Genomic DNA, 22,020 nt, shown 5'->3' with positions numbered 1-22,020 from the left:
GATCTGCCTCGTGGCGAACAGCATTTTTATTAGAGAAATGTGTTCTTCACGGGCACAAAGTAGAGCAAACTGCTCTAGAGCTGGGAATCAGAAGTTGGAATTCAGGAACTGAAGCTCCACGCTTTCAGGGCATTTTCAATGCTTGTCGTGTCTGTGAAAGTTACGGAAGTTGCGTCACGAATTCCGATGCTGGTCGGCGTTTCATTTGTGGAGTTTCAGCCGGGTAACCATACCACATCACTCCAACGATCTCTTCCTGTTTACGGTCCAGATTGAGAATTTCATAAATCTCATCGCTACGGGTGACCGGGCCGGTTGTCCATTTCATGCCAATCCCGGCATCCCATAAAAAGAGTGACAAGTTTTGAATGGCGCAGCAAACGGAAGCGTAGTCTTCTTTGTCGCGTATCGCGTCATCAGATCGTTGAGATGTTACGACGAGCCAACCGGGGATGGTGGACCACCTTTCACGTTTCTTCTGGGCAGCTTCTTGTCCTTTTGATTCCTGAACCATCTCAGCATTGAGGTTTACGATTCTCTGCGAAGTTTCTTTACCAAGTAGATAGAATCTCCACGGCTGAGTCAGCTTGTGATTCGGAGCCCAGATTGCCAGTTCGAGACCTTCTAATACAATTTCAGTCGGGACAGGTTCTGGAGCGAATTGATTGATCGTTCGTCGCGAACGGATCACATCGGAAATCAAATGATGATTCAGATTTGGCATCGTCTTAAAATGTCCTCAGTGCTGAGCAGGCAAAAGCAATGAATCTTGTCAGGTTGTTTCCAAACCAAATCGGTAGGGAAATCTTTGCTGGCACTTAGAGCAGTTTGCTCTACCGTTTGCCCGTGAAGAACGCATTTCTCTAGAACTGATTCTGAAACTTGAAACTGCTCTCTCAAGCTTTGAGGAAAGCGACTGTTCCAGAGGTTTTCGGACTGTTTCTAGTAAAAATGCTGTTCGCCACAAGGCAGAACCTGCAAACCAATTCGAAAGATGCTCTAAGATAGCGGATCAGCCAGAATCATTCCTGCCTCAATCTGTGAGCCACGACAAAAGAGAAGCAGCGATGTCATTTCGCTGGTCAAGACTCCTGAATCGAGCATCAAACGGGCAAATTCCGGGCTATGACTTTCAACTTCAGGAACCTTGGCTATCAAATTCTGGAACCCCAGTCCTTTGCAAACATGCGCGCACCATGCGAGCATGTTGATCTGTAAGACTCCAATGCCTTGTTTGATATCAGAGATTCGAAAATGATCTTTAAAATTTGTTGCGCGGTAATGGCTTTTTCGATTTACAGCAGCTGCGAAACTTCGGTTCACGCTGCCGAGAAAGAGTACGACGTTGTTGTGTATGGAGGGACGGCTGCCGGAATTGTGACAGCTGTTCAGGTTCGCCGAATGGGCGGGACTGTTCTTGTCATCGAACCGACCAATCGCATCGGCGGGCTGACCACCGGAGGGCTGGGACAAACAGACATCGGAAACAAAGCTGCGATTGGCGGAGTTTCTCGCGAGTTCTACCAGCGTATTAAAACTTATTACACGAAGGACTCCAGTTGGAACTTGCAGTCAGCTGAGTCCTATCGCAGTGCTGGTCAATCTCGTTCAAGTCAAAACGAGGATACCATGTGGACGTTCGAGCCGAGTGCGGCATTGGATGTTCTCAACGATTTCGTGAAGGAGTACGAGATCCCCGTGCTCTATCAAGAACGTCTCGACCGTACCGGGAACTCGGGTGTTGGAAAAATCGGACAAGGTGTCGATATCCAAGAAGGGCGAATTCGCTCGCTGACCACCGAAAGTGGAAAGACGATTCGCGGAAAGATCTTCATTGATGCAACTTACGAAGGTGATCTTCTCGCAGTTGCGGGCGTCGATTATACGGTCGGTCGAGAAGCGAACTCGCTGTACGGGGAAACCTATAACGGTGTGCAGGTTCGACATTCACGACATCATCAGTTTCAGAAAGGTGTCGACCCATATATCAAGAAAGGTGATCCAGGCAGCGGACTCTTGCCGGGGATCGATCCAACTGGCCCAGGCGCTGAAGACTCTGGGGACCATCGCGTACAGGCATATTGTTTTCGCATGTGCCTGACCAATCACGAGCCGAACAGAATTCCGTTTGCGAAGCCGAGCGATTACGACCCGCTGATGTATGAGGCGCTGTTCCGTAACTTCGAAGCAGGGGAGCGAGCAGCCCCGCTGACGTTTTCTCCAATGCCGAATTACAAAACCGACTCCAATAACAATCATGGTTTCTCGACGGACTTCATCGGACAGAACTACGACTACCCCGAAGCTTCTTATGAAGAGCGAGAGCAAATTGTTGCCCGGCATCTTTCTTATCAACAGGGGCTCATGTGGTCGTTGGCGAATCATCCACGGGTTCCAGAACATCTCCGCAAGCAACTCAGCCAGTGGGGAACATGCAAGGATGAGTTCGACCGCAAAGATGGATGGCAGCAGCAACTTTACATTCGTGAAGCACGACGGATGATCGGTGAAATGGTGATGACGCAACACCATTGTCAGGGTCGTGAAGTTGTGAAACGTCCGGTCAGCCTCGCTGCTTACACGATGGATTCTCACAATGTGCAACGATATGTCACTGAGGATGGATTCCTCCGTAATGAAGGAGATGTCCAGATTGGTGGCTTCTCTCCGTACCCGATTGATTATGGTTCGATCATTCCGAAGAAAGCTGAGTGCGAAAACCTCCTTGTTCCGGTCTGTTTGAGTGCTTCACACATTGCTTTCGGATCGATTCGGATGGAACCGGTCTTTATGGTGTTGGGGCAATCATCAGCGACCGCAGCGATGCACGCGATTCAGGAAGATGTCGCGGTTCAAGACATCAATTTTGAGAAACTTCGAGCACGACTCATCGCCGACAAACAGGTTCTGGAGTGGACAGGGCCGAAACGTGATCCAGCGAAGTCGATTTCGTTGAAGTCGTTGAAAGGTCTTGTGATCGATGATGACAAGGCAGACTTGGTCGGGTTCACCGGTTTCAGCCAATCAGCCGGGCCGTTCGTCGATGCTGGATACCGTCACGATGGCAACATCGATAAAGGTGGACAGGTTGCGAAGTTCAACTTCAAGATTAGCAAGCCCGGGAAATACGCCGTTCGAATCGGCTATACTGCCAACGGAAACCGCGCAACCAATGTCCCGATTCAGGTCACCTCGCCTCAGAAAACGGTCGAGCGTTTCACTCTGAATCAAAAGCAAAAGCCACAGGAAGCTGCCTTCACAAATGTCGCGACACTCACATTTGAGGCAGGCACGGCAACTGTCGAGATCAGCAATAAAGAGACCAATGGCTATGTGGTGATCGATGCAGTGCAATTGCTGCCTGCGGAGTGAGAATTCTGAGATTCGCCTGCTGATTGCACAGGGCTTTCGCTTTGTTCCCCAGCAGGCATGTCGGAATTCATCTTGAGGATTGAACGCTCTATCCAGACATGCTTAGAGCGTTCAGTTTCCTTCTTGGGTCTCTTTTTTGGGGGCGTTCGTTTTGCGAAGTCTCCCTACCTTCAGCTTCTCTCTGATATGAGACGAAAAACGGCTCGGGAATGTTACAAAACGGGTCACTGTCGATCTCATTTTAATTTGTGTAGGATTCTGCATTGCCTCAGTGGTGAGAAGAAAGAGATGTCACCACGGTGAGGCTGAATTCGTTTTGAGAACATCAAGAGATCGACATCCATGCCGCTGGAACGTATTAGTCGGACCTGTTTTAATCTGATTCACGGAAAAAACCTGGTCTACAATCAATGTTGGGAAGATCCGCGTCTGGATCGAAAGGCATTGGAACTGACGTCTGAAGACAACGTAGCTGTCATTACATCAGCAGGTTGTAATGCATTAGATTACGCATTGGCCGGTGCCAATCATGTCTATGCTGTCGACATGAATTATCGGCAAAACGCACTGCTGGAGCTGAAAAAGACTGCGGTCACGCATCTCGACTATGAATCATATTTCAGTCTGTTTGGATCTGGTCGACTCGAAAATTGGGATTCAATCTACGCCGAGAAACTACGTCCGAATTTGCCGGAGCAGGCCCGTAAGTTTTGGGACCGACACGGCAAGTTCTTCAAAGGGACCGGTCGGCGTCCGAGTTTCTACTTTCGAGGAACTTCGGGGCTGTTCGCCTGGATGGTCAATGGATATGTCGATCGAGTGGTCAAACTTCGCTCGTCGATCAATCAGATTCTGGATGCGAAAACAGTTGAAGAACAACAGGAAATTTTCTACGAGCAAAACCTGAAAGAGTCTCTGTTCAAACCGATGGTTCGCTGGCTGTTGGGACGCGATACAACCATGGCGATGCTGGGAGTTCCTCGCAGTCAGCGTCAGCAACTTGATAGCGGCTACCCCGGAGGAATCGCTCAATTCATTGTGGATCGAATCGAAACCGTTTTCGCAAAGCTTCCGCTCCACGATAATTACTTCTGGCGTGTGTACCTGACCGGGGAATACACGAAAGAGTGCTGCCCAGAGTATTTAAAAGAAGAGAACTTCGAGAACCTGCGAGACTCGATCTCAGCAAATGTAACGACTCATACGAATTCGCTGCTTGGCTTTTTGGAGCAGCATGAAGGTGAGATCTCGCGATTTGTTTTGCTCGACCATATGGATTGGATGTACCACAACGCCAAGGATGTCCTGAACGCAGAATGGCAGGGAATCGTCGATCGGGCAGCTCCGGGAGCAAAAGTCATTTGGCGGAGTGCGAGCTTGGAAGTCGATTTTGTTGATCCCATTGAAGTGACAGTTAACGGTGAGAAAACAACGATGGGTGAATTGCTCAGCTATCGCCCCGAGCTGACAGCGGAATTGCATCCCATCGACCGCGTGAACACTTATGGAAGTTTTTACGTTGCTGACTTAAACGTTTAGAGCATCTTTCGAAGAGGTGTGCGGGTTCTGGCAATCAAGCAAAGACATTGACCTCCGTCTCTCTGCGACTTCGTGGTGAATTCCTGCTTTGAAATTTTCATCCAAAACATTTCTGAAGAACCTCAATACCCACTATGGCGAATCCCATTAAAACAGTCGCTAGCGACATGAAAACCTTGTGGCATCTGGCAGTTCGTCGGGCCAAAGGGAAGACGCATGCGGAGCGATTGGAAAATTTCTATTCTGGTCAGGCGAATAATTACGACGACTTCAGGCGTCGTATGCTGCACAGCCGCGAAGAAATGATTCAATCGGTTAATGTTCCAGAAGGAGGCGTCTGGGTTGATCTGGGGGCTGGAACTGGTGAGAACGCAGAACATATTGGGCCGGACATCGAGAAGCTGAGTCAGATGTATCTGATTGATCTTTCGGAGTCATTGCTTGATCAGGCTCAGCAGCGCATCGACGCTCGTGGCTGGGGTAATGTGAAACCGGTCTGCCATGACGCAACGACGTTTGTTCCGGCAGAAGGGCAGGCGGACGTCGTCACCTTTTCCTATTCACTCACCATGATCCCGGACTGGTTTCGAGCGATCGATCATGCTTACTCATTAATAAAGCCGGGTGGGAAAATCGGTGTTGTCGACTTCTACGTTTCCCGAAAACATCCCGATGAGGCACTGAAGAAACATCCTTGGGGGACTCGCAGTTTCTGGCAACCATGGTTCGCTTCGGACAACGTCTTTTTAAGTCCGGATCATATTCCTTACCTGCTGAATAAATTTGAGACGGTGAAGCTCGATGAGCGGCGAGGGAAAATTCCTTATCTCCCATTCATCCGCGCGCCGCACTATCTGTTCATCGGGCAAAAGCCAGTTGATGCCGTTGGGCAAGATTGAGGCTGAACTCTTCTGTTGTTGGTTCAAGCCGTTCAGATTTTTAGATCGTCGTCGGGACTCTTCGTTTACGAATTGTAGCTGTACCCTGCATGAATCGTTTTGAGTCTGTTACGCTCATTAGCGAGCAAGAGTGACAGGATGATAAACTCATCGAAACCTTGAGTCTGACGGGACAATCAATTGTCCTGTTCGACGGGGCGTTCACTTCCAGATCATTTTCGGAGCTGATGTACGAGTTCTGTTATGTGGAAACGAGTGATTCTTCACATGAAGAGCACTCTTCACGAAGACGGAAACTCCGAATGTGATCTCATCGCTCGCCTGACTCTGATGTGCAATATCTTGATCCCTGGAAGAGGAGTGCTGATGACTTTGTTTAAGACGTTTCCGACGCGGCGCCAATTTTTGAAAGAGACAGTGATTACATCGGCGGGCTTGGCTTCGCTGGCGACGGGAGTTCGAACCTCATCGGCGCAGCAGTCGCCTCAAGCGATCAACATTGGTTCTCGTCGAGAACTTTTTGTTGACAATACCTTGATTGAAAAACTGGTCGGCGGTGCTACGACGCGGTTGCATCATCCAGTCCCGCGCGAAGTCGCCTTAGATCACGATGAACCTTGGGAAGGGACCGGAAGTGGTTACCACAGCGTCTTCAAAGATGGAGACCGATACCGGATGTACTACAAGGCCTGGCACATTGAAGTTGCTAACAACAATGTGACTACGAACCGGCATCCGCTGTTTCTTTGTTATGCAGAAAGCGACGACGGAATCAATTGGGTCAAGCCAAAGTTGGGTCTCCACGAATTTAATGGTTCGAAAGAGAACAACATCGTGATGGTGACCGGAAAGGTTGGCCCATTGAATGTTGATCCCGGTCACCCTGCTGTCTTCATTGATGAGAATCCCGATGTTCCGCCTGCTGCCCGGTATAAAGCGATCGTTCGATCAAGCAAGCCGAATGGGCTGTTACCGTTTCAGTCTCCCGATGGACTGAACTGGACTCCTATGACAGACAAGCCGATCCTGTCAGGGTTGGGAGCGTTCGACTCCCAAAACCTGGCCTTCTGGGATCCGACGATTCAGAAGTATCGAGCCTACTGGCGAATCTTCACAGCTGGCGTCACCACGGATAAAGAGTGGAAACCGGGCGGAATCAGGGCGATTCGCACCGCAACCTCAGACGACCTGGTGAATTGGGGACCACACTCAGACATTAAGTATGTCGACTCTCCTCATGAAGAGCTCTACACGAACCAGATCAAGCCGTATCATCGAGCACCGCACATCCTGCTCGGGTTTCCAGCTCGTTACATCGACCGCAACTGGTCTCAGTCGATGGAAAATCTGCCTGCTCATGAACAACGAAAGCAGCGAGCAGCTGGCAGTCGACGATATGGAACCGCCATCACTGAGGGGCTCTTTATGGCCAGCCGAGATGGTCAAACGTTCCACCGTTGGAATGAGGCGTTTCTCAGACCGGGGCCGGAGCGTGCAGAGAGCTGGCATTATGGGCAGCAGTACATCGCCTGGCATCTGGTCGAAACGAAACCGACACTCACCGGGGCGGCCAACGAGCTTTCACTCTATGCTTCGGAAAGTTATTGGCACGGCAAGGGAAGTGCCGTGCGTCGTTATTCGCTGCGGCTCGATGGTTTCGTTTCGGTCAACGGCCCTGCTTCCGACGGGAACGAAGTCATTACGAAGCCGTTCGTATTCGATGGCTCGCAACTTCATGTGAACTTCGCAACGTCGGCAGCTGGTAGCCTTCGCGTGGAATTCCAAAACGTCGACGGTTCACCCATCGAAGGGTTTCGTCTTGAAGACAGCAATCTGCACTTCGGAGATTCGGTTGATCGGATTTTGAGTTGGAAGAACGGGAGTGATGTCAGCAAGCTCGCTGGCAAACCGATCCGCGCCCGCTTCGAACTTCGGGATGCCGATCTGTATTCCATGAAGTTTGAAGCGTGAGGATGGTGACTCTTCAGCACCCTGAGCGGCAGGGCTTGCTTAAGAGCAGTTTGCTCTACCGTGTGCCCGTGAAGAACGCATTTCTCTAGTAAAAATGCTGTTCGCCACGAGGCAGAACCTGCAAACCAATTCGAAAGATGCTTTTGAGCATGTTTCATTAAGGTCTTCAGTCTTTTTAGCCCCCGGTGGTGGGTCACCGGGGCTTAATGACTGCCAAAGATGCACTGCGGAGAATGTGCTATTATTCCGTGGGAAGCCAGTCGCGGCAAAGGTCGGGGAAGTCGGTTGTGAGGCCGACGACTCCCATTTCGATCAGTTGGGGCACCAGCTCAGCATCTTTATCTCGGAGGGTCCAGACGTAGGTGTCGTAGCCAGCTTCTTTTCCTTGTTGAACGAGTTCAGCTGTGATGGGAAACTTCGTACTCAGGTTGATTCCATCGGCGTTGGCGGCTTTTGTTTTAGCGATGACCTCGTCAATTGTCTCTTTTTTTCCGCTAGAGAGATAATAGTGCTTCAGGTTCGGGAGAACTTTCTTGGACTCTGTGAGTGTGGATTCGTTGAATGTAATCACGACGAGTTGTTCATCTTTCAATGTGCAGGCATCGAGAATTCGTTTGAGCGCGGGGACGATTTCTGGACCTGTTTTGATTTCAATGAAGATCCGTTTCCCCTCGGGGATGATTGCGAGAACCTGCTCGAGTGACGGAATCGTCTCATCTTCAAGGAGTTCATCTTTCCAGCGAATTTTGAGTTCTTGCAGTTCCGCAAGTGTGAAGTCTTTGACCGGTCCGACCCCACTGGTAGTTCGGTCCAGCTTGCTGTCGTGCAGGACGGCGATTTTGTCATCTTTCGTCAGGTAAACGTCGATCTCGGTCGCATCAGCTCCCATTTCCCAGGCCCGTTGAACTGCTCGCAAAGTGTTCTCTGGTTCATAGCCGGACGCACCTCGATGAGCGATGATCTCAGTTGCGCCGACAAGTGAAGGGAGCAGGAACACGCCAAGCAGGCAAAGCCAGCTGAACTTCCATATCGCTGGTTTGTGACGAGCTGTCCTGAGAGAGGAGAGAGCATTCGAAGAAGCTGCAAGCTGTTGTGACATTTCAGAATGAACCTGATTTTCTATTGTAGATGATTGATGATAAGGCAAGCGATTTCACGGAACGCCAGACTTGGTGCAGTCACTGTTACTCGTTGAACTTGAAGGCGTAAAGGTCTGCATCTTTGATGACAAAGCGGAGTCGCACAGGTTTTCCGGCAAGGGAAGAGACATCGCTTCCCTGCTTCCATGTCACCGTGCGAGCGACTTCATTGCCAATTTGCTCTGTGGCATCGGCAAGCGAAAATCCGGGAATCGCTTTTCCGGAAAGGTCCTGGATCTCAACACGAATTCCCCCAGCGGCAGAGGTTCCGAAGTTGATTGATAATTCGCTCCCCTGAAACTTGATCGGTTTTGTGATCAGTTCACCGCCTGCATACGCAGCCTGAGCGGACGAAAAACCATCCAGCCGCAAGGAGTACCTGCGCAAGTGTGAAGTCGGTTGAGCATAATCCTGATTGAGGTAGAGCGACATCTCTGTTGGACTAGTTTGGACGACATTCAAAGCTGGATAATTTGTTCGCGAAACCCAGTTCTGTGCTCCAATCCCGGGTCGCACGAATCCACTTAAGAAGGTTCGGTCATAGAACTTTCCGCCGCGCGATGTCATGAAGACAGCGTCAGAAGTGTCCTTGAAATAGTTCGGTGAGACGTTGAGTGCTTTGGCCTGTTCCGCTGAAAGGACTTGCCGACCGGGCATGAACCGGGCTGCGATGGCAACATACAGGTGGGGAGCACGGAAGTACGGATGGGTTTGGTTTGTGTAGAGATGTTCGATCGGAGCCTCTCCGCCATGATGGCGATACTCCATGAGAACGGGGGCTGACCAGTTCACAAAGTCGTCGCTGGTCGACCGACAGATTCGACGAATTCCATCTTCAAAAACTCGAAAGTAGCAAAGATACTTCTGTTCTTTATCGGACCAGAATGCGAGGTTCTGTGAATCGAACATGTACTTGTACGGGACCATCTTTTTTGAGATGACTGGCTCATCACGAAGTTTTTTCCAGTGGATGCCATCTGCTGAGACCAATGCCACCAGACCGCTGGTCATGGTTCCGCCGATTGCTTTGTATCGTTGGTCAGCCGGGATTCCCGGGCGTGGATCGAGCATCGGACAGAAGTTGTGGGTGATCGGTGCAGCGTCGGCAAGGATGACATTGTTCTTCTTGTGACCTTGTACCGTGAAGAGATCGAACTCCGGTTTTTTCCAGTTGATTCCATCTTTTGATTCTGCGTAACAATAGACTTCGTCCTCGTCGCCATCCGCTCCCGGTTCAGGGTTCCCTCGGTAGTAGAGCCGAAACAGGTCCTCACCTTTGGAGTCCTTGTCTTTGATGACGGTGCAGTATCCGCAAAACAATCCTTCCCATGGCTGTTCGAAGGTCAGGGCGACACCTTCGTCTCGCGGACGATTGAGAACCAATTGAACGTTGTCCAATTTGTCGATCAGGAAATGGTCGACCATTAATTCGCGACGGTTGCCAATGTCGATCACATCGTCATCTGCGCCAACCGAGGGAGTAAAACCCAACGGCAACTGAAGTGTGAACAAGTAAAAAGCAATGAGTGAAAGACGCATCGAAATAAATCCTTGTCACGGTTGATATGAGATTGAGAAAATTTTCAATACTTGTCTCGCCAGTGCAGGTCATTCTCAGGGCTACATAGACTCTCGACACGAGTCAGAGTGTGAATATGAATATTGGAATTGTTCTCGTGTCGGTTCCTCATCGTAATCGTTTCTAAGTCCGCCTGCATCTCTGCCGATGCATTGGGAGTTGTAAGGTGAGATGGAGGTCAACAGCAGTTCACAACTCGATTAACAAGCTTCCAGATTACGCCAACTCAGACTCATTCAAGAATGCTTAGTCGAACTCGGAAGGTCGCGCTGCCACGCTGTTCAAGAATCAATATTGAATTGATGCCAGTGTTAACGAGACCAGTGTTAACGAGACCAGTGTTAGAGTCAGTCGACTTACTGTTCTGAGATGGGAAACTGATTGAAGAGAACGCACCAATTCCATAAAGGATAGGGTTGGTCGACACGGGTTCCGTAGGCGCCATCGGCGAAGTGGTAGATAGCCTTTTCTGAATCGGAATCCCGCAGATTTCCGTAGGAGAAGGCACGCATTGCAGTCAGCTTCTGCCCCGTAGCGAACGATTTGTTGTTACGGAGTTCGCGATTTTGAAAACGCAATGTAGTCGTCCCATTGGCTGTCTTTCCATTGGCTGTCTTTCCGTTGGCTGCCTGAATGAGGCGAATCGGTGCACGTGAGTAAGCTTCCCCTGAAAGCATGTTTGAGACGTAAAAAATTCCTTCAGCGATCAGAGGTTTCAGTCGATCATCATCGATTGCCTCAACCAGCAGGTCTGTCGTCGGCTGGTCGTCGATGTTGGGGCCTTTTCTGATGTCAAGAATCGTCCCGATTCGATCAGCGTAAGGAAGTCCGTAGCTGAGCGTGGCTGTGGTCTCTTTATCAAGTGGTGAGGTCAGTTCGATTCGCAGCGACGTCGGTGATTCTACGGTGATCTCCGTGATTTCCGAGACTGCTCGGTCTGCATCTCGAATCTGGAATCCGTAGAGCGAGTGGAAGCCTTTGTTCATCGGGTATCGTTGGCGAGGAAGAAACGTCTCGTCCAGAACAAGCGGAGGGCGTGGGACCAGAAACTCGACCAGCACGCTTTTTCGGTCCGGTGCAACAATTGCTTTTCGTGGGCGCAGCGGTTCCCATTCTTCACCTTCTTGCAGCACCCGGTGCACGACTTTGGCAACTTGCTCGCCATACCAGCGTTGACCGTCGGCGGAGAGGTGAATCGGATCGCCGTACCTTCCTGAGTAGCGGCTGTTGGCTGCGCTCGGCACCATGTAGTGAGGGCCGACCATTGAAATGTTTGGGTCTCGGTCGGCAGCCATCAATTGAGCTTCACCAGCGGCGCCTTGAGTCTGATAGGTGAACATCGGGATTTCGTCGACTTGCCCGGTGATCAACTGCAGGTCGTGAGACCATTGATTGCGGTATTCGATCAGCCTGTCTCGGTACCACTTTTGTCCATCTGGCCGAGTCAGTTCTTCTCCCCATCGACTCGGATTGATTCCCCCCTTGGGGCCACCATTTGCTTCCCCCTGCATCCAGATCAACGCAGCGATGGAAAATTTCTTGCCCATCGATTCAGCTTGAGCTTTCGCGCGACGGGCATCATCGAGGCTGGTCTTGTAGTATCCTCCGCCGTGCTGGCGTGACTCAGGAGTTCGCGGATCTGTCGACTGATCGATGCTGGAAAGTTCATCAATCAGGCGACCACCCTGCCCTGCGTAGGCGGTCAGGAAATGAGGTGATGCTGCCTTCGACTTGTCTTTGCTCAGCTTTGGGGCGGTGAACTGAGATTTCAAATGATCAGCCAGTCCGTTGGCAATCGTTTCACCCAGTCCGCCATGTTTCGTAGCGGAGAGAGGTACAAACTTGAACTGCTCTTCGGAGCGATCTTCAGGGGTCTGGCAGTGATCACCATACATCCAGGTGCGCACTCCTCGTTTGAACCGATAGTTCCCCCAACCTTGATCGGTTGGCGTCACAACTGGTAATGATTCGGCACCTTCGCAGAGCGATTGCCCCATCATCCACAAGCCGACGATGTCCGCTTTGAGAGTCGGCTGTTCTTCGGAAAAACAGTGAGTTGTGAACATCACAACTATCAGAAAAGAGGCGCAGAGCTGTTTCATAATGTGAGCCAGTCCGTTTGAAATGCAGCATCAGGAAAGACTGAATGATTCCGTAGAAGACTACTTTTGGAGGTAAATTGCATAGACTTTTGCGAGGCTGCCGACTGGGAAGCGAACTCTCAACGCTCGCTTTTTCGCCGAACTTGCTGGCTTGGACCATTCAACAGGAACGCGAAGACCGCTTGTTGAAACTTTCGTTGAGTATCCCGGAATCGGTTCCGCTCGTTGATCCAGGAGTTCGACCGTCAGCTCATCGTCGGGGGAGAGTCCCGAGACGTTCAGAAAGATTTTTTCGTTCTCGTTGAGTTCGAAAAAGTCGGTGATGAATTCTGAGTCGTTGTCATCTTCCTGAGCTGAAAGGAACCCGAAACCATCTCGTCGCAAGGTCGCCAGTCCGATCTCCATAGTCTTGAGGTTTCCGGATGTGTCCCAGTGAGAATACCACATCATGGTTTTATCGCCCTCATTGACGAAAGCGTGACCTTGTAACAATGCTGTGTCGTCCCATGCTCCCGGTTCACCTCGAGGAATCACTTTGAAATTCGGAACGGGTTCGCGGTAATGCACTCCGTCGTTACTGACGACGAGACCAAGGTCGATGTGAACTCCCTTGTTCCAGTTTTCGCCTTTTTTCGGTTTGGTTGACGCGTTCTGCCACATCCCGTGCAGCCCGACCATCACATTCCCTCGGTTCCACAGTCCCATTCCCATGTGCATTTGCTCACCTTCGACAGGAGGGTTTGTGAGTTGCCCCGGACGGGAATAGGCGTGAGCGGTCGCTTGCGACCAGTTTTTGAAATCAGATGAGCGAAACGCCAGGACGTTTCGACCGGTTCTGCTCCCATCAGGTCGCCATGTCCAGGGCGAGAGGAGTTGCCCGGTCGAATAGTAAAAGTCGCCGAAGCGATAGAGTGACGAAACCTCAAAGCGTTCGCCTCCCGCATTGGCTGGGCGATCACCAACGACTTTCCAACTGAGGCCGTCGGCGCTGGTCGCGCAAATCGTCGTCCCGACGCGGTGTTCTTTGACGCCGATGTTGCTCATGCCTCCCTTGATGTCGTCGTACGGCATGTGAGCAATGTAAGCGACTTTGTATCGACGGCTCGGGTCAGGATCGTTTGGTTCATACAGGACCGAAAGAAAATCGTTCACGCGGGTCATTGAATAGGTCGGTGATTCGATCAAACAGATGTTGTTCTTTTTGTTGCCGTTGAACTCAACCAGTCCCAGTTCAGGCTTGGTCCAGTTAATGCCATCCTGACTCTCGGCGTAGCACATTGGTCGCCACCAACCGGGGGCCTGTCCTTTTTCGATTTCGGTTTGGATCATTCCGAGGTACCACATTCGGAATGTCTCCCCATCTTTGATAACGGTGCCGTACAAAATTGCATGGCCGTGATCCGGGGCTCCCTTTGGGCCTCGACGCAAAACGGGGTTATCAGGATGTTTCTCTGCTTCGACCAGCGACACCTTCAGATTGTGACGCCACGGAATACTGTGATCGTCAAACGCGAAGAAGACCCGTTCATCAGCTTGTGTTGGTGAAAGGTTTGCGACGCACGACAGAGTGAGTATGAAAAGTATGACGCGAAAGTTCATCGGTTTTCCTTTAAGCGGCAATTTGAACAGCTATGTGATGGGAACCAATCTGAAAATCTCTGGAGGAGTCGGTTCTCGCAATGTTTGAGGGAGCAAGCTCTGGGTTTATGGGGAGTTCTAGAACTGGTCCTGAAACGTGAAATTGCTCTCTCAAACGTTGAGGAAAGCAGCTATTCCAAAGGTTTTCGGACTGGTTCTAAACAGAGGATAATCTTTCCGAATAATCATAACGAGTTCGTATCAATTTTTTGTGATGAGTCCCTTCAGGGAAATTTCCGAACGTTCAACTTCTTCGATGTAGAGGAACTGCGAGCTTGTGAAGAGCGGTCTATGGAGCCGTAAATGTGACCCGCACGGGCTCAGCTCGCAATGAAACGGCTCTGGTCTATTCGCAAGTGGCTGCAGTTCCTGTATTCTGTCGACTTTCCAAAAAACTGAGGACTGAAGAAAAGAAATGCGTCAAAGCACCGGAATTACTGAATTGGATGAGATGCTTGGTGGCGGATTGTTGCCGGGATCGTTGACGGTTGTCCTGGGAGCGACCGGCATCGGCAAAACTCAATTAGGCCTTCAGTATCTGCATCAAGGGAAAGAGCAGGAAGGGGAGACGGGGATCATTTTCGATATGACCTCGCGCGGCGATACTCAGTCTCACGCAGACTATGCGATGCGTCTCTTTGACTGGACTCTTCGCGAGCGGCCTCAAGAACTGATCGGCACGCTTCCAAGTGACATCTGGAAACCGGAAGTTGCTCGTTGGGATGCGTTGCATCAATTTCAGCGGACCGGTCGCCGAGTGACAATGACCGATATGGACTTCGATCAGAAGAAAGAATGGAAGGCGGATCTCAATCGGAAATTGGCTGAGACCATTGCATTCTTCTATGGGAATTTTTGTCAGGGAGTCCGTCGCTGCGTTATTGATGGGATCGAGCCAACAGATCGTGCGAGTGATTCATTTCAGTTTGAACTGTTTGAATACATCTACCATCAAATTTTGCGAAAAGATGCGGACTGGGTTGCGCGCGATTACTTCCGTATCGAGTTTCGGAAAAACGAAGAGCAGGTTCAGAAGCATTTTTACGAATGGAATTCCATCGGCTGCCTGATGCTCTGCACGACTCACGAAGTGATGCTGGACGATCTGCTGACTCGGCAAATCGAAAGTGGTGACGTCCTCGCAAATGCAAACACAATCATCCTCATGGGGAAGGTTCGCGAAGGTTCCCAAATGGGGCGAGCTTTACACGTTGCCAAACATCGTGGCAGCGCGTGTGACGATTCCATCCGCCCCTATGAAATTGTTGAATCTGGCCTGAAACTACTCTAGCAGCAGCTATTTCTTTTCGAAGATGACGACATGTTGTCGGGGGAGTTTTCGAAAGGTCTCCAGGTATTTGAGCCCATGATCCTTGATGAGGGCTTCTTTTTTGACTTGTGCTTCGGACATTTTGTGGACGAGCTTGATTGGGACTTTTGGGTCTTCCAGGCGGTACTCGACAAACGCGACTCGCCCTCCTTTTTTAAGTGACTTTGCGATCTCGTTGAGCATCTCATACGGGAAGTCAAATTCATGGTACACGTCGACCATGACTACCAGATCGACAGATTCTGCTTCGAGTTTGGGGGACTTGGTTGTTCCCAAAACTCCTTTAACATTCTTGATCCCGAGTAGCCTCAGTTTGTTTTGAAGTGCAGTCAGCATTTCTGGTTGAATATCGACCGCCAAAACTTCTCCCTCTTCACCGACCGCTTTGGAAAGCAAAACACTGATGACTCCGGACCCGGCTCCGATATCTGCAACGCTCATACCCGGTTTGATTTTCAGGCCTTCAATCAACAGCGAGAGTCGCTCTTCTTCTTCTCGTGTTTCTCGTTCGAGCCAACGAATCCCTTGATGCCCCATGACGTGTGCAATCTCGCGTCCCAAATAGAATTTTCCGATGCCATTGGGGTCGTGGCGAATATCGAATGTGTATCGCTCGGATTGTTCTTCATCCTTCTTCCCAGCATCGTCTTGAGCAAAGATGAGCGAAGGGGGAGTCACAAAGAACATCGACGAGATAATGAGCAGCGATGATCGAATAGTCATAAGGCACAGCCTGTCATGATAAATTGAGAACGATAAAGCGTCGCTCATCGAGACCGGAGAAGCAAGAGCAAGCAATTTGGCTGCCACTTCAGTTGCGGAGGAAGACGCCATGATCTGTTCAAGTTTTACTTATTCAGGTCCCGCTTTGAGTTTCAGCAGAATTCGAAAGTCATCGACTTCGTAATCGATGCCAACTTTATCGCACGATTCTTTAAGTAACTGATCGATGGTGGCCTGTTCGAGCTCAATGGAAATTTTATGTCCCAAGTCGATACCGGCTTCGTTGAATTCCTGCGCGTTGTAGCGGACCTCGATTCCCTGCTGTTGAAGAGTCGCCATTAAACTTCCAAACGGTTTGCGGACCATCTTCAAAGTGAACCTTCGCTGGTGTAGCGGCTTTGATTCAGGATCTCCACTTTTCGGTCGGCGTGGTTGTTTCTCACCGATCAGTACTGCCACTGATTCGTGTTCTTCTAAGAGACCGGAGAATGCAATTCGGCTTCCTGCGCGTTGAACTTCAAGGTTTGGAAAGTTTCGTTTCACCAGCGAGATGGCATCAGCGACTGGCATCCCACGTGGTCGATGTTCTCCTTCGATGCCAACCCGCGGAACTTCCGGAACAATGCGGATCGTCTCTGCGTCGATCCATTCAAAAGAGAGTTGAAATTGAGTCAGCAAAATGGTGAGCGATTCGACGAGGTTTGGGTATGTCAAGGTTCCGCGAAACCATAAGTCGTGTGGAACGTCTTCGAGGTTTTCAATCGTGAAATTGTATCGCGAGGCGAGTTGCTTCAGGATTTCGCGCGGAGTGGAGAGATCGTCCCATTTCAATTCGTATCGCCTGAGGATCTCGAACTGCCTCTTCGGAGTGAATCCTTCAATCGTATCGAATTCTCGGCGAGCAATTGCACAGCGAGTTCTCAGAAGGTTCGTCGACTCTGGAGGTCCGACAATCAGGGAGTCGCCCACGACTGAAACTTCCAGACCGATTTGCTTAACGAGCGAGCGGATTCCCGCATCAAAAGTGTTCTCCGAAATAGCGACGTTGACCCGCTGGCTCGGATCGACTCGACGATCGAGAAGTATCGCGACCTCACGTTCTTGCGCGAGTCGCTGAAGATAGTCCTGAAGGATCGTCCGTTCGCCATTGGCGATGAGTGCTCGGTTGATGGCAATACGGAATTGAGATTCGCGCAACAGTCTCGGTTGGTCATCACTGACGCCGACAGCATTGACGATCAGTAATAAACAGAGGCAGAACAGAGAATTCCTGATCTGAGCAATCATCATGAAACTGCTTGGAAATGATGTTTGGAGTCGATAAGTTGTCGTTTTGGTCTGCATTTTCGGTTTGTCGATTCGGATCCAATCCCTTTAGCATTGCTTCTTTTTTATAATACATCAATCATTTTGTGTTGATACGTCTGTTCGTTATTTCGGTTTTTCTGTGAACAATTCAGTCAAAGATCCCTGTCGAGTCGCTGTTCTCTCTGGTCCTAGTGGTAGCGGAAAGACCACGATAGTTGGTCGAATCCTGAGTGATTCAGCTGTCCCTATACAAATGGCTGTCTCCGCGACCACCCGGCCTCCCCGCCAGAATGAAGTCGACGGAACCCATTACTATTTCTTGTCTTCGGATGAATTCCAGGCTCGTCGAGACGCTGGTGATTTCGTGGAATGTGCCGAAGTTCACCGGAGTGGATTCTGGTACGGGACGCTGAAAAGCGAAGTTCAACGAATTCAGGATTCCGGAAGCTGGGTGCTTCTGGAGATTGACGTTGAGGGGGCGCTGCAGGTTATGCAGATTTACCCTGATGCGACCTCCTTGTTTTTGATGACGCCCTCAGTTGACGAATATGAGCGACGCCTGCGGAGTCGTGGTACCGAATCTGAGGAAGTGATACAACGGAGGTTGCGGACTGCGGCGGAAGAGCTAAAATCGGCAGATTCGTATCGGCACCATATCATCAACGATGATCTCGACAGAGCTGTCCAGGAAATCTGTGACGTTCTGGAGGCGAGGGAGAAAGATTTTTATGCTCGATGAGCTCAAAGAAGACGACATCGCTAAAAAAGTTGGTGGAAAATTCAAACTCTCGACTCTGATTCAAAAGCGTCTCGTTCAATTGAATCGCGGAGCTCCTCCGCTCGTTGAGTGTCAGGGAAAACCATCGATGGCGACTGTGATTGAAGAAATTCTCACAGACAAAATCTATCTCGATACATCAGAAAACGTTGTTATCACACCCGATGACGCACCTGATCTCGAAAAAATGCTGATGGAAGAAGTCCCCGACTTCGACGATTAGTCTTTGCTTTCCAAGACTGATTTTGAGTAGATTCTGAAGCGTAGGGTTGTTTCCACATTCATCGCTGCAGTGGTTGTATGTGGTTCTACCTTTTCGTCCCGGTTCGCGGTACGCCTTGCCTCTTTGTGATGCCGTGCTCTGGTTGATGAGCGTCATCAAGTTTCCAGCAGACTCGTTTGCGTGTGATTCAATACCGTGCCGCTTGCTAGCTGTGTGTATTGCATTCAAACAGATTACGTTCTGAAAGCCAACGAGCAATCGGGCCTTCTTCCAGTGACTCTTTGCTTCACCTGAGGCACATTCTCTTTGTCGCGGTTGTTTTTCTTCATCGAACACATTTCATCTGAGACGGCTTGAGTCTTCTCATTGATCTTCCACGTGGCAGCCGTTTCTTTTCTCGGTGTCGTTCCGATTCGTTGTCCCAAGTCGTTGTCATGTTGGTTTCGTGGATAGAGTATTCTGAGTTGGTGTTTGCGATCCGCTTTATGGCGAGCGGTTCACGTCGTCGTGAAAGTGATCTCCACGGATGCCAGCAAGGATGCCCGGGTAATGAAGATGGCTCGGGGGATGCAGATGGCTGAAGAACAAAAAAAGAGCGACCATCAAGATGATGGTCGCTCTCTGTTGACTTGCGATCCTGAGTGTTTCTTAGCTTCACATGGGGTCAGTTGTGAACTTCGCCCTCCTGTCACTCAGGATCGTTTTTTATGACAGCTGGTCTGTCATTATTGTGCTGTGTCGCATCCCACTGAAGGTGCTTCACATCCAGGAGCTGGAGCTGCACAAGCTGGAGCCGGTGCTGCACAGGCTGGTGCTGCGTCACAAGAGACAACCGGAGGATCACAAGGAACCTTGCGGAGGACAACTTTAGGGACGCAACGAGTTTTCGTGACAGTCACCTGACGTGGAACACATTTCACGTTGGTGACATATCGAGTTTCGCAAACAGTTCGAGCGACACGGTATGGAACTTTTCGAGTGCGAGTTTCGCAAACGTAGCTGCAAGTTGTGTAGGGAACTTGCTTGGTGCGAGTTTCGCAGACGTAGCTGCATGTTGTGTAAGGAATTTGCTTGGTGCGAGTTTCGCAGACGTAGGTGCAAGTTGTGTAAGGGACTTGCTTGGTGCGGCATTCGCGAACCATTTTGCATGTCGTGTAAGGGACCTGTCGAGTGCGAGTTTCGCAGACGTAGGTGCAAGTTGTGTAAGGGACTTGCTTGGTGCGGGTCACAGGAATTCGCTCACAGACAGTGTAAGGAACTCTGATTCGTTTAACTTCTGGAACCATGCGTGTGCAAGTGACTGTCTTGTTGACAATTTTTGGGCACCAGACTCTTTTGCAAACAGTTCGTGGCGGGCACTGAACCATTTCTTTGCGGACTTTTCCTGGCTTGTAAACGTGGCAGCAAGATTCTTCATCGAAGCAGAATGAGCCTGGATCTTGAACACATCGTTCAACACATGGTCCAGGAACTGTTTCGGTGACAGTTTTCCACTCGCCACACTGTACCGGCACACACTTTGTGGTTGTGACAGGTCGCATCACGGTCTGGCACACATCGCGGTAGCATGTTTTGTAATTGGTTTTGTAGGTCGTGTAGCACACGTTTCGGTAGCAAGTTTTGTAGACTGGCTTCCGGACTGTGTAGCAGACATTTCTGTAGTGTGTCTTGTACACAGGTCGAGAGACTGAGTAGGTCACTGTGCGGTAGCAAGTTTTGTAAACTGGCTTCCGGACTGTGTAGCACACGTTTCGGTAGTGTGTTTTGTAAACTGGCTTCCGAACGGTGTAGCACACGTTTCGGTAGTTCGTTTTGTAAACCGGCTTCCGAACTGTGTAGCACTCATTACGGTAATGAGTATCGTAAACAGTGCGATTGTACGTGACAGGTGTTTTTTCAACGCAACGGTCGTACACGGTGTGGCATTCGTTGTACTGCTCTGTGCACCAGATCGTCTCACGTACTGTTTTGTATGATGGTCCACAGTTGACCCTTGCATTACAGTAATCCCCACACGGATTACACGACTTTACTGGGCAACAGCGAAAGCGTGCGCTTCCGCAGAACAGCCCAGCTTCCGATTCCCCTGCACTCGCGAACGCCAAGAAGGCGGCGAGGACAGGAATCCACATCTTGTGTCTCATGACTAGAGTCCTCTTCAACTAACCCCATAGAACGAATTGCCACAACGGCAATTGCTAATCTGGAGTTCGGCTGATATTGCTGGCACGCTTCATGTAACTTGTCCATCTTACCTGGACTGCCCGGTTTTCTTTACTCGGACCATCCCCAATTCAGGACGACTCCCCCAGTCGATTTGGATGCCACGTTAGGCATTTGCGGTAGGATGTGTCAGAATGGATCGACCGTTAGGACCATGCGCCTGCAATATGATCGTCACAGAGGGACATCGGAAACGTGTTCAATGATCGTCATTCCCTAGTGTCGTCATAATCGGAAGAACTAGATCAGTATTACGAACGAAAAAGAGAGAGAAACGGATATGAAGTTTGCGATATGCCAGGAGTTGTTTGAGGGTTGGGATTGGGAGAAGCAGTGTGAATACAGCGCAAGCATCGGTTATACCGGCCTGGAAGTGGCTCCGTTCGCGTTGGCAGAAACGTTGAGCGATATTTCTTCTGACCAACGAAAAGAACTGAAATCGACTGCTGAGAAGCATGGTCTGGAAATTATTGGTTTGCACTGGTTGCTCGCAAAAACCGAAGGTTTACACCTCACTACTGCCGATGATGCGGTTCGTGCCGCGACAAGCGATTATCTCATTCAACTTGGTGATTTATGCGGTGATCTCGGTGGAACTGTGATGGTGTTCGGCTCTCCTTTTCAGAGAAATCTGGAAGAGGGCACCTCGTATGAGCAAGCATTTGACCGTGCCGTTGACGTATTCAAGAAAGCGATGCCCCGAATCGCAGATCGCGGCGTCAGCTTGCTGATGGAACCTCTCACAACGAAAGAAACAAATTTCGTTAATACGTGCGATCAGGCAGCTGAGATGATCGCTGCTGTCGATAATCCCTACTTTGCCTTGCATCAAGATGTCAAAGCGATGTTGGGAGAAGGGACACCACTCCCAGGGATTATCGAAAAGCACAAGGACATCACCCGGCATTTTCACGTCAACGACACGAACCTGCTCGGACCGGGAATGGGCGAGACCGACTATCACCCGATTTTCCAGGCTTTGCTTGATTCTGGGTACGATGGTTGGGTTTCAGTCGAAGTTTTTGACTATTCCCCCGGCGCAGAAAAAATCTGTGAAGAGAGCATGGCCTATATGAAGCAGGTGTTGGCTGATCTCGAAAAATCAAATTCCTGATTTTTTCGTGACTTTCCTCAAAGAGTTTGATCAGATGCGAACATCTTTTCGTTGAGAGTGGTGATAGGTCAGAAACGTGTTG

Annotated in this window: 17 protein-coding genes; 8 read left to right on the top strand and 9 right to left on the bottom strand. The window is 50.1% G+C overall.

Features of this window, described 5'->3' with window-relative positions:
* Nucleotides 1–160 precede the first annotated feature (160 nt).
* Entirely contained in the window at nt 161–724 is a 564-nt protein-coding gene (locus Mal48_RS19245; protein ID WP_145203470.1) for a nitroreductase family protein, read from the bottom strand.
* Between the two features lie 275 nt (nt 725–999).
* On the bottom strand, nt 1,000–1,206 hold the full coding sequence (locus Mal48_RS19240) for a hypothetical protein (protein ID WP_145203467.1): 207 nt from the start codon (nt 1,204–1,206) through the stop codon (nt 1,000–1,002).
* A 75-nt stretch (nt 1,207–1,281) separates the two neighbouring features.
* Here Mal48_RS19240 and Mal48_RS19235 point away from each other — a divergent pair, with 75 nt between their 5' ends.
* The 4 genes from Mal48_RS19235 to Mal48_RS19220 all read left to right on the top strand — a co-directional run bounded on the left by Mal48_RS19235 (nt 1,282) and on the right by Mal48_RS19220 (nt 7,781).
* On the top strand, nt 1,282–3,372 hold the full coding sequence (locus Mal48_RS19235) for an FAD-dependent oxidoreductase (RefSeq protein WP_145203464.1): 2,091 nt from the start codon (nt 1,282–1,284) through the stop codon (nt 3,370–3,372).
* Nucleotides 3,373–3,714: 342 nt separating this feature from the next.
* Nucleotides 3,715–4,911, top strand: coding sequence for a DUF3419 family protein (locus tag Mal48_RS19230; RefSeq protein WP_145203461.1), 1,197 nt, complete (start codon nt 3,715–3,717; stop codon nt 4,909–4,911).
* Between the two features lie 134 nt (nt 4,912–5,045).
* Nucleotides 5,046–5,810 carry a class I SAM-dependent methyltransferase gene (locus tag Mal48_RS19225; protein WP_145203458.1) on the top strand — a complete coding sequence of 255 codons (765 nt, stop codon included), beginning with the start codon at nt 5,046–5,048 and terminating at the stop codon, nt 5,808–5,810.
* A gap of 366 nt (nt 5,811–6,176) precedes the next feature.
* The gene (locus tag Mal48_RS19220; RefSeq protein ID WP_231739727.1) at nt 6,177–7,781 is read left to right on the top strand and encodes a glycoside hydrolase family protein; all 1,605 of its coding nucleotides are present in this window, start codon (nt 6,177–6,179) and stop codon (nt 7,779–7,781) included.
* A 241-nt stretch (nt 7,782–8,022) separates the two neighbouring features.
* On the opposite strand, the gene Mal48_RS19215 is transcribed toward Mal48_RS19220, so the two are convergent.
* The 4 genes from Mal48_RS19215 to Mal48_RS19200 all read right to left on the bottom strand — a co-directional run bounded on the left by Mal48_RS19215 (nt 8,023) and on the right by Mal48_RS19200 (nt 14,200).
* On the bottom strand, nt 8,023–8,880 hold the full coding sequence (locus tag Mal48_RS19215; protein ID WP_145203455.1) for a glycerophosphodiester phosphodiesterase family protein: 858 nt from the start codon (nt 8,878–8,880) through the stop codon (nt 8,023–8,025).
* A gap of 85 nt (nt 8,881–8,965) precedes the next feature.
* Nucleotides 8,966–10,459: a hypothetical protein gene (locus tag Mal48_RS19210; protein WP_197441835.1), complete on the bottom strand. Its 1,494-nt coding sequence runs from the start codon at nt 10,457–10,459 to the stop codon at nt 8,966–8,968.
* Nucleotides 10,460–10,855: 396 nt separating this feature from the next.
* On the bottom strand, nt 10,856–12,601 hold the full coding sequence (locus tag Mal48_RS19205; RefSeq protein ID WP_145203452.1) for a phosphate ABC transporter substrate-binding protein: 1,746 nt from the start codon (nt 12,599–12,601) through the stop codon (nt 10,856–10,858).
* Nucleotides 12,602–12,661: 60 nt separating this feature from the next.
* Nucleotides 12,662–14,200, bottom strand: a complete 1,539-nt coding sequence (locus Mal48_RS19200; protein WP_145203447.1) for a glycoside hydrolase family protein — start codon at nt 14,198–14,200, stop codon at nt 12,662–12,664.
* A 454-nt stretch (nt 14,201–14,654) separates the two neighbouring features.
* On the opposite strand from Mal48_RS19200, the gene Mal48_RS19195 reads away from it, so the two are divergent.
* Nucleotides 14,655–15,530 (top strand): RAD55 family ATPase, encoded by an 876-nt coding sequence (locus Mal48_RS19195; protein WP_145203445.1) that lies wholly within the window; start codon nt 14,655–14,657, stop codon nt 15,528–15,530.
* Between the two features lie 6 nt (nt 15,531–15,536).
* Here the strand turns inward: Mal48_RS19195 and Mal48_RS19190 are convergent, their stop codons facing one another.
* Entirely contained in the window at nt 15,537–16,292 is a 756-nt protein-coding gene (locus Mal48_RS19190) for a class I SAM-dependent methyltransferase (RefSeq protein ID WP_231739725.1), read from the bottom strand.
* 129 nt (nt 16,293–16,421) lie between these two features.
* Nucleotides 16,422–17,636, bottom strand: a complete 1,215-nt coding sequence (locus Mal48_RS19185) for a hypothetical protein (protein WP_197441834.1) — start codon at nt 17,634–17,636, stop codon at nt 16,422–16,424.
* Between the two features lie 103 nt (nt 17,637–17,739).
* Here Mal48_RS19185 and gmk point away from each other — a divergent pair, with 103 nt between their 5' ends.
* Together gmk and Mal48_RS19175 are read left to right on the top strand one after the other, a co-directional pair.
* A complete protein-coding gene (gmk, locus tag Mal48_RS19180) occupies nt 17,740–18,339 on the top strand; it encodes a guanylate kinase (RefSeq protein ID WP_145203439.1) in 600 nt (199 codons plus the stop codon).
* Nucleotides 18,329–18,601, top strand: coding sequence for a DNA-directed RNA polymerase subunit omega (locus tag Mal48_RS19175; protein WP_145203436.1), 273 nt, complete (start codon nt 18,329–18,331; stop codon nt 18,599–18,601). The genes gmk and Mal48_RS19175 overlap by 11 nt, the downstream gene beginning before the upstream one ends.
* Before the next feature lie 725 nt (nt 18,602–19,326).
* Here Mal48_RS19175 and Mal48_RS19170 read toward each other — a convergent pair.
* Nucleotides 19,327–20,745 (bottom strand): hypothetical protein, encoded by a 1,419-nt coding sequence (locus tag Mal48_RS19170; RefSeq protein WP_145203433.1) that lies wholly within the window; start codon nt 20,743–20,745, stop codon nt 19,327–19,329.
* 359 nt (nt 20,746–21,104) lie between these two features.
* On the opposite strand from Mal48_RS19170, the gene Mal48_RS19165 reads away from it, so the two are divergent.
* Nucleotides 21,105–21,938, top strand: coding sequence for a sugar phosphate isomerase/epimerase family protein (locus Mal48_RS19165; protein WP_145203430.1), 834 nt, complete (start codon nt 21,105–21,107; stop codon nt 21,936–21,938).
* Nucleotides 21,939–22,020 lie beyond the last annotated feature (82 nt).

The sequence above is a fragment of the Thalassoglobus polymorphus genome, assembly GCF_007744255.1.
Classification (GTDB): Bacteria; Planctomycetota; Planctomycetia; order Planctomycetales; family Planctomycetaceae; genus Thalassoglobus; species Thalassoglobus polymorphus.
This window is presented reverse-complemented; position numbering and strand designations above follow the sequence as displayed.

What these genes read in the sequence shown, in the direction of transcription:
- Mal48_RS19210 (WP_197441835.1), bottom strand. Translation starts at nt 10,459, where the DNA reads ATGCGTCTTTCACTCATTGCTTTTTACTTGTTCACACTTCAGTTGCCG.
- Mal48_RS19195 (WP_145203445.1), top strand. Translation starts at nt 14,655, where the DNA reads ATGCGTCAAAGCACCGGAATTACTGAATTGGATGAGATGCTTGGTGGC.
- Mal48_RS19230 (WP_145203461.1), top strand. Translation starts at nt 3,715, where the DNA reads ATGCCGCTGGAACGTATTAGTCGGACCTGTTTTAATCTGATTCACGGA.
- Mal48_RS19175 (WP_145203436.1), top strand. Translation starts at nt 18,329, where the DNA reads ATGCTCGATGAGCTCAAAGAAGACGACATCGCTAAAAAAGTTGGTGGA.
- Mal48_RS19215 (WP_145203455.1), bottom strand. Translation starts at nt 8,880, where the DNA reads ATGTCACAACAGCTTGCAGCTTCTTCGAATGCTCTCTCCTCTCTCAGG.
- Mal48_RS19205 (WP_145203452.1), bottom strand. Translation starts at nt 12,601, where the DNA reads ATGAAACAGCTCTGCGCCTCTTTTCTGATAGTTGTGATGTTCACAACT.
- Mal48_RS19200 (WP_145203447.1), bottom strand. Translation starts at nt 14,200, where the DNA reads ATGAACTTTCGCGTCATACTTTTCATACTCACTCTGTCGTGCGTCGCA.
- Mal48_RS19245 (WP_145203470.1), bottom strand. Translation starts at nt 724, where the DNA reads ATGCCAAATCTGAATCATCATTTGATTTCCGATGTGATCCGTTCGCGA.
- Mal48_RS19240 (WP_145203467.1), bottom strand. Translation starts at nt 1,206, where the DNA reads ATGCTCGCATGGTGCGCGCATGTTTGCAAAGGACTGGGGTTCCAGAAT.
- Mal48_RS19170 (WP_145203433.1), bottom strand. Translation starts at nt 20,745, where the DNA reads ATGAGACACAAGATGTGGATTCCTGTCCTCGCCGCCTTCTTGGCGTTC.
- Mal48_RS19185 (WP_197441834.1), bottom strand. Translation starts at nt 17,636, where the DNA reads ATGCAGACCAAAACGACAACTTATCGACTCCAAACATCATTTCCAAGC.
- Mal48_RS19225 (WP_145203458.1), top strand. Translation starts at nt 5,046, where the DNA reads ATGGCGAATCCCATTAAAACAGTCGCTAGCGACATGAAAACCTTGTGG.
- Mal48_RS19190 (WP_231739725.1), bottom strand. Translation starts at nt 16,292, where the DNA reads ATGACTATTCGATCATCGCTGCTCATTATCTCGTCGATGTTCTTTGTG.
- Mal48_RS19235 (WP_145203464.1), top strand. Translation starts at nt 1,282, where the DNA reads ATGGCTTTTTCGATTTACAGCAGCTGCGAAACTTCGGTTCACGCTGCC.
- Mal48_RS19220 (WP_231739727.1), top strand. Translation starts at nt 6,177, where the DNA reads ATGACTTTGTTTAAGACGTTTCCGACGCGGCGCCAATTTTTGAAAGAG.
- Mal48_RS19165 (WP_145203430.1), top strand. Translation starts at nt 21,105, where the DNA reads ATGAAGTTTGCGATATGCCAGGAGTTGTTTGAGGGTTGGGATTGGGAG.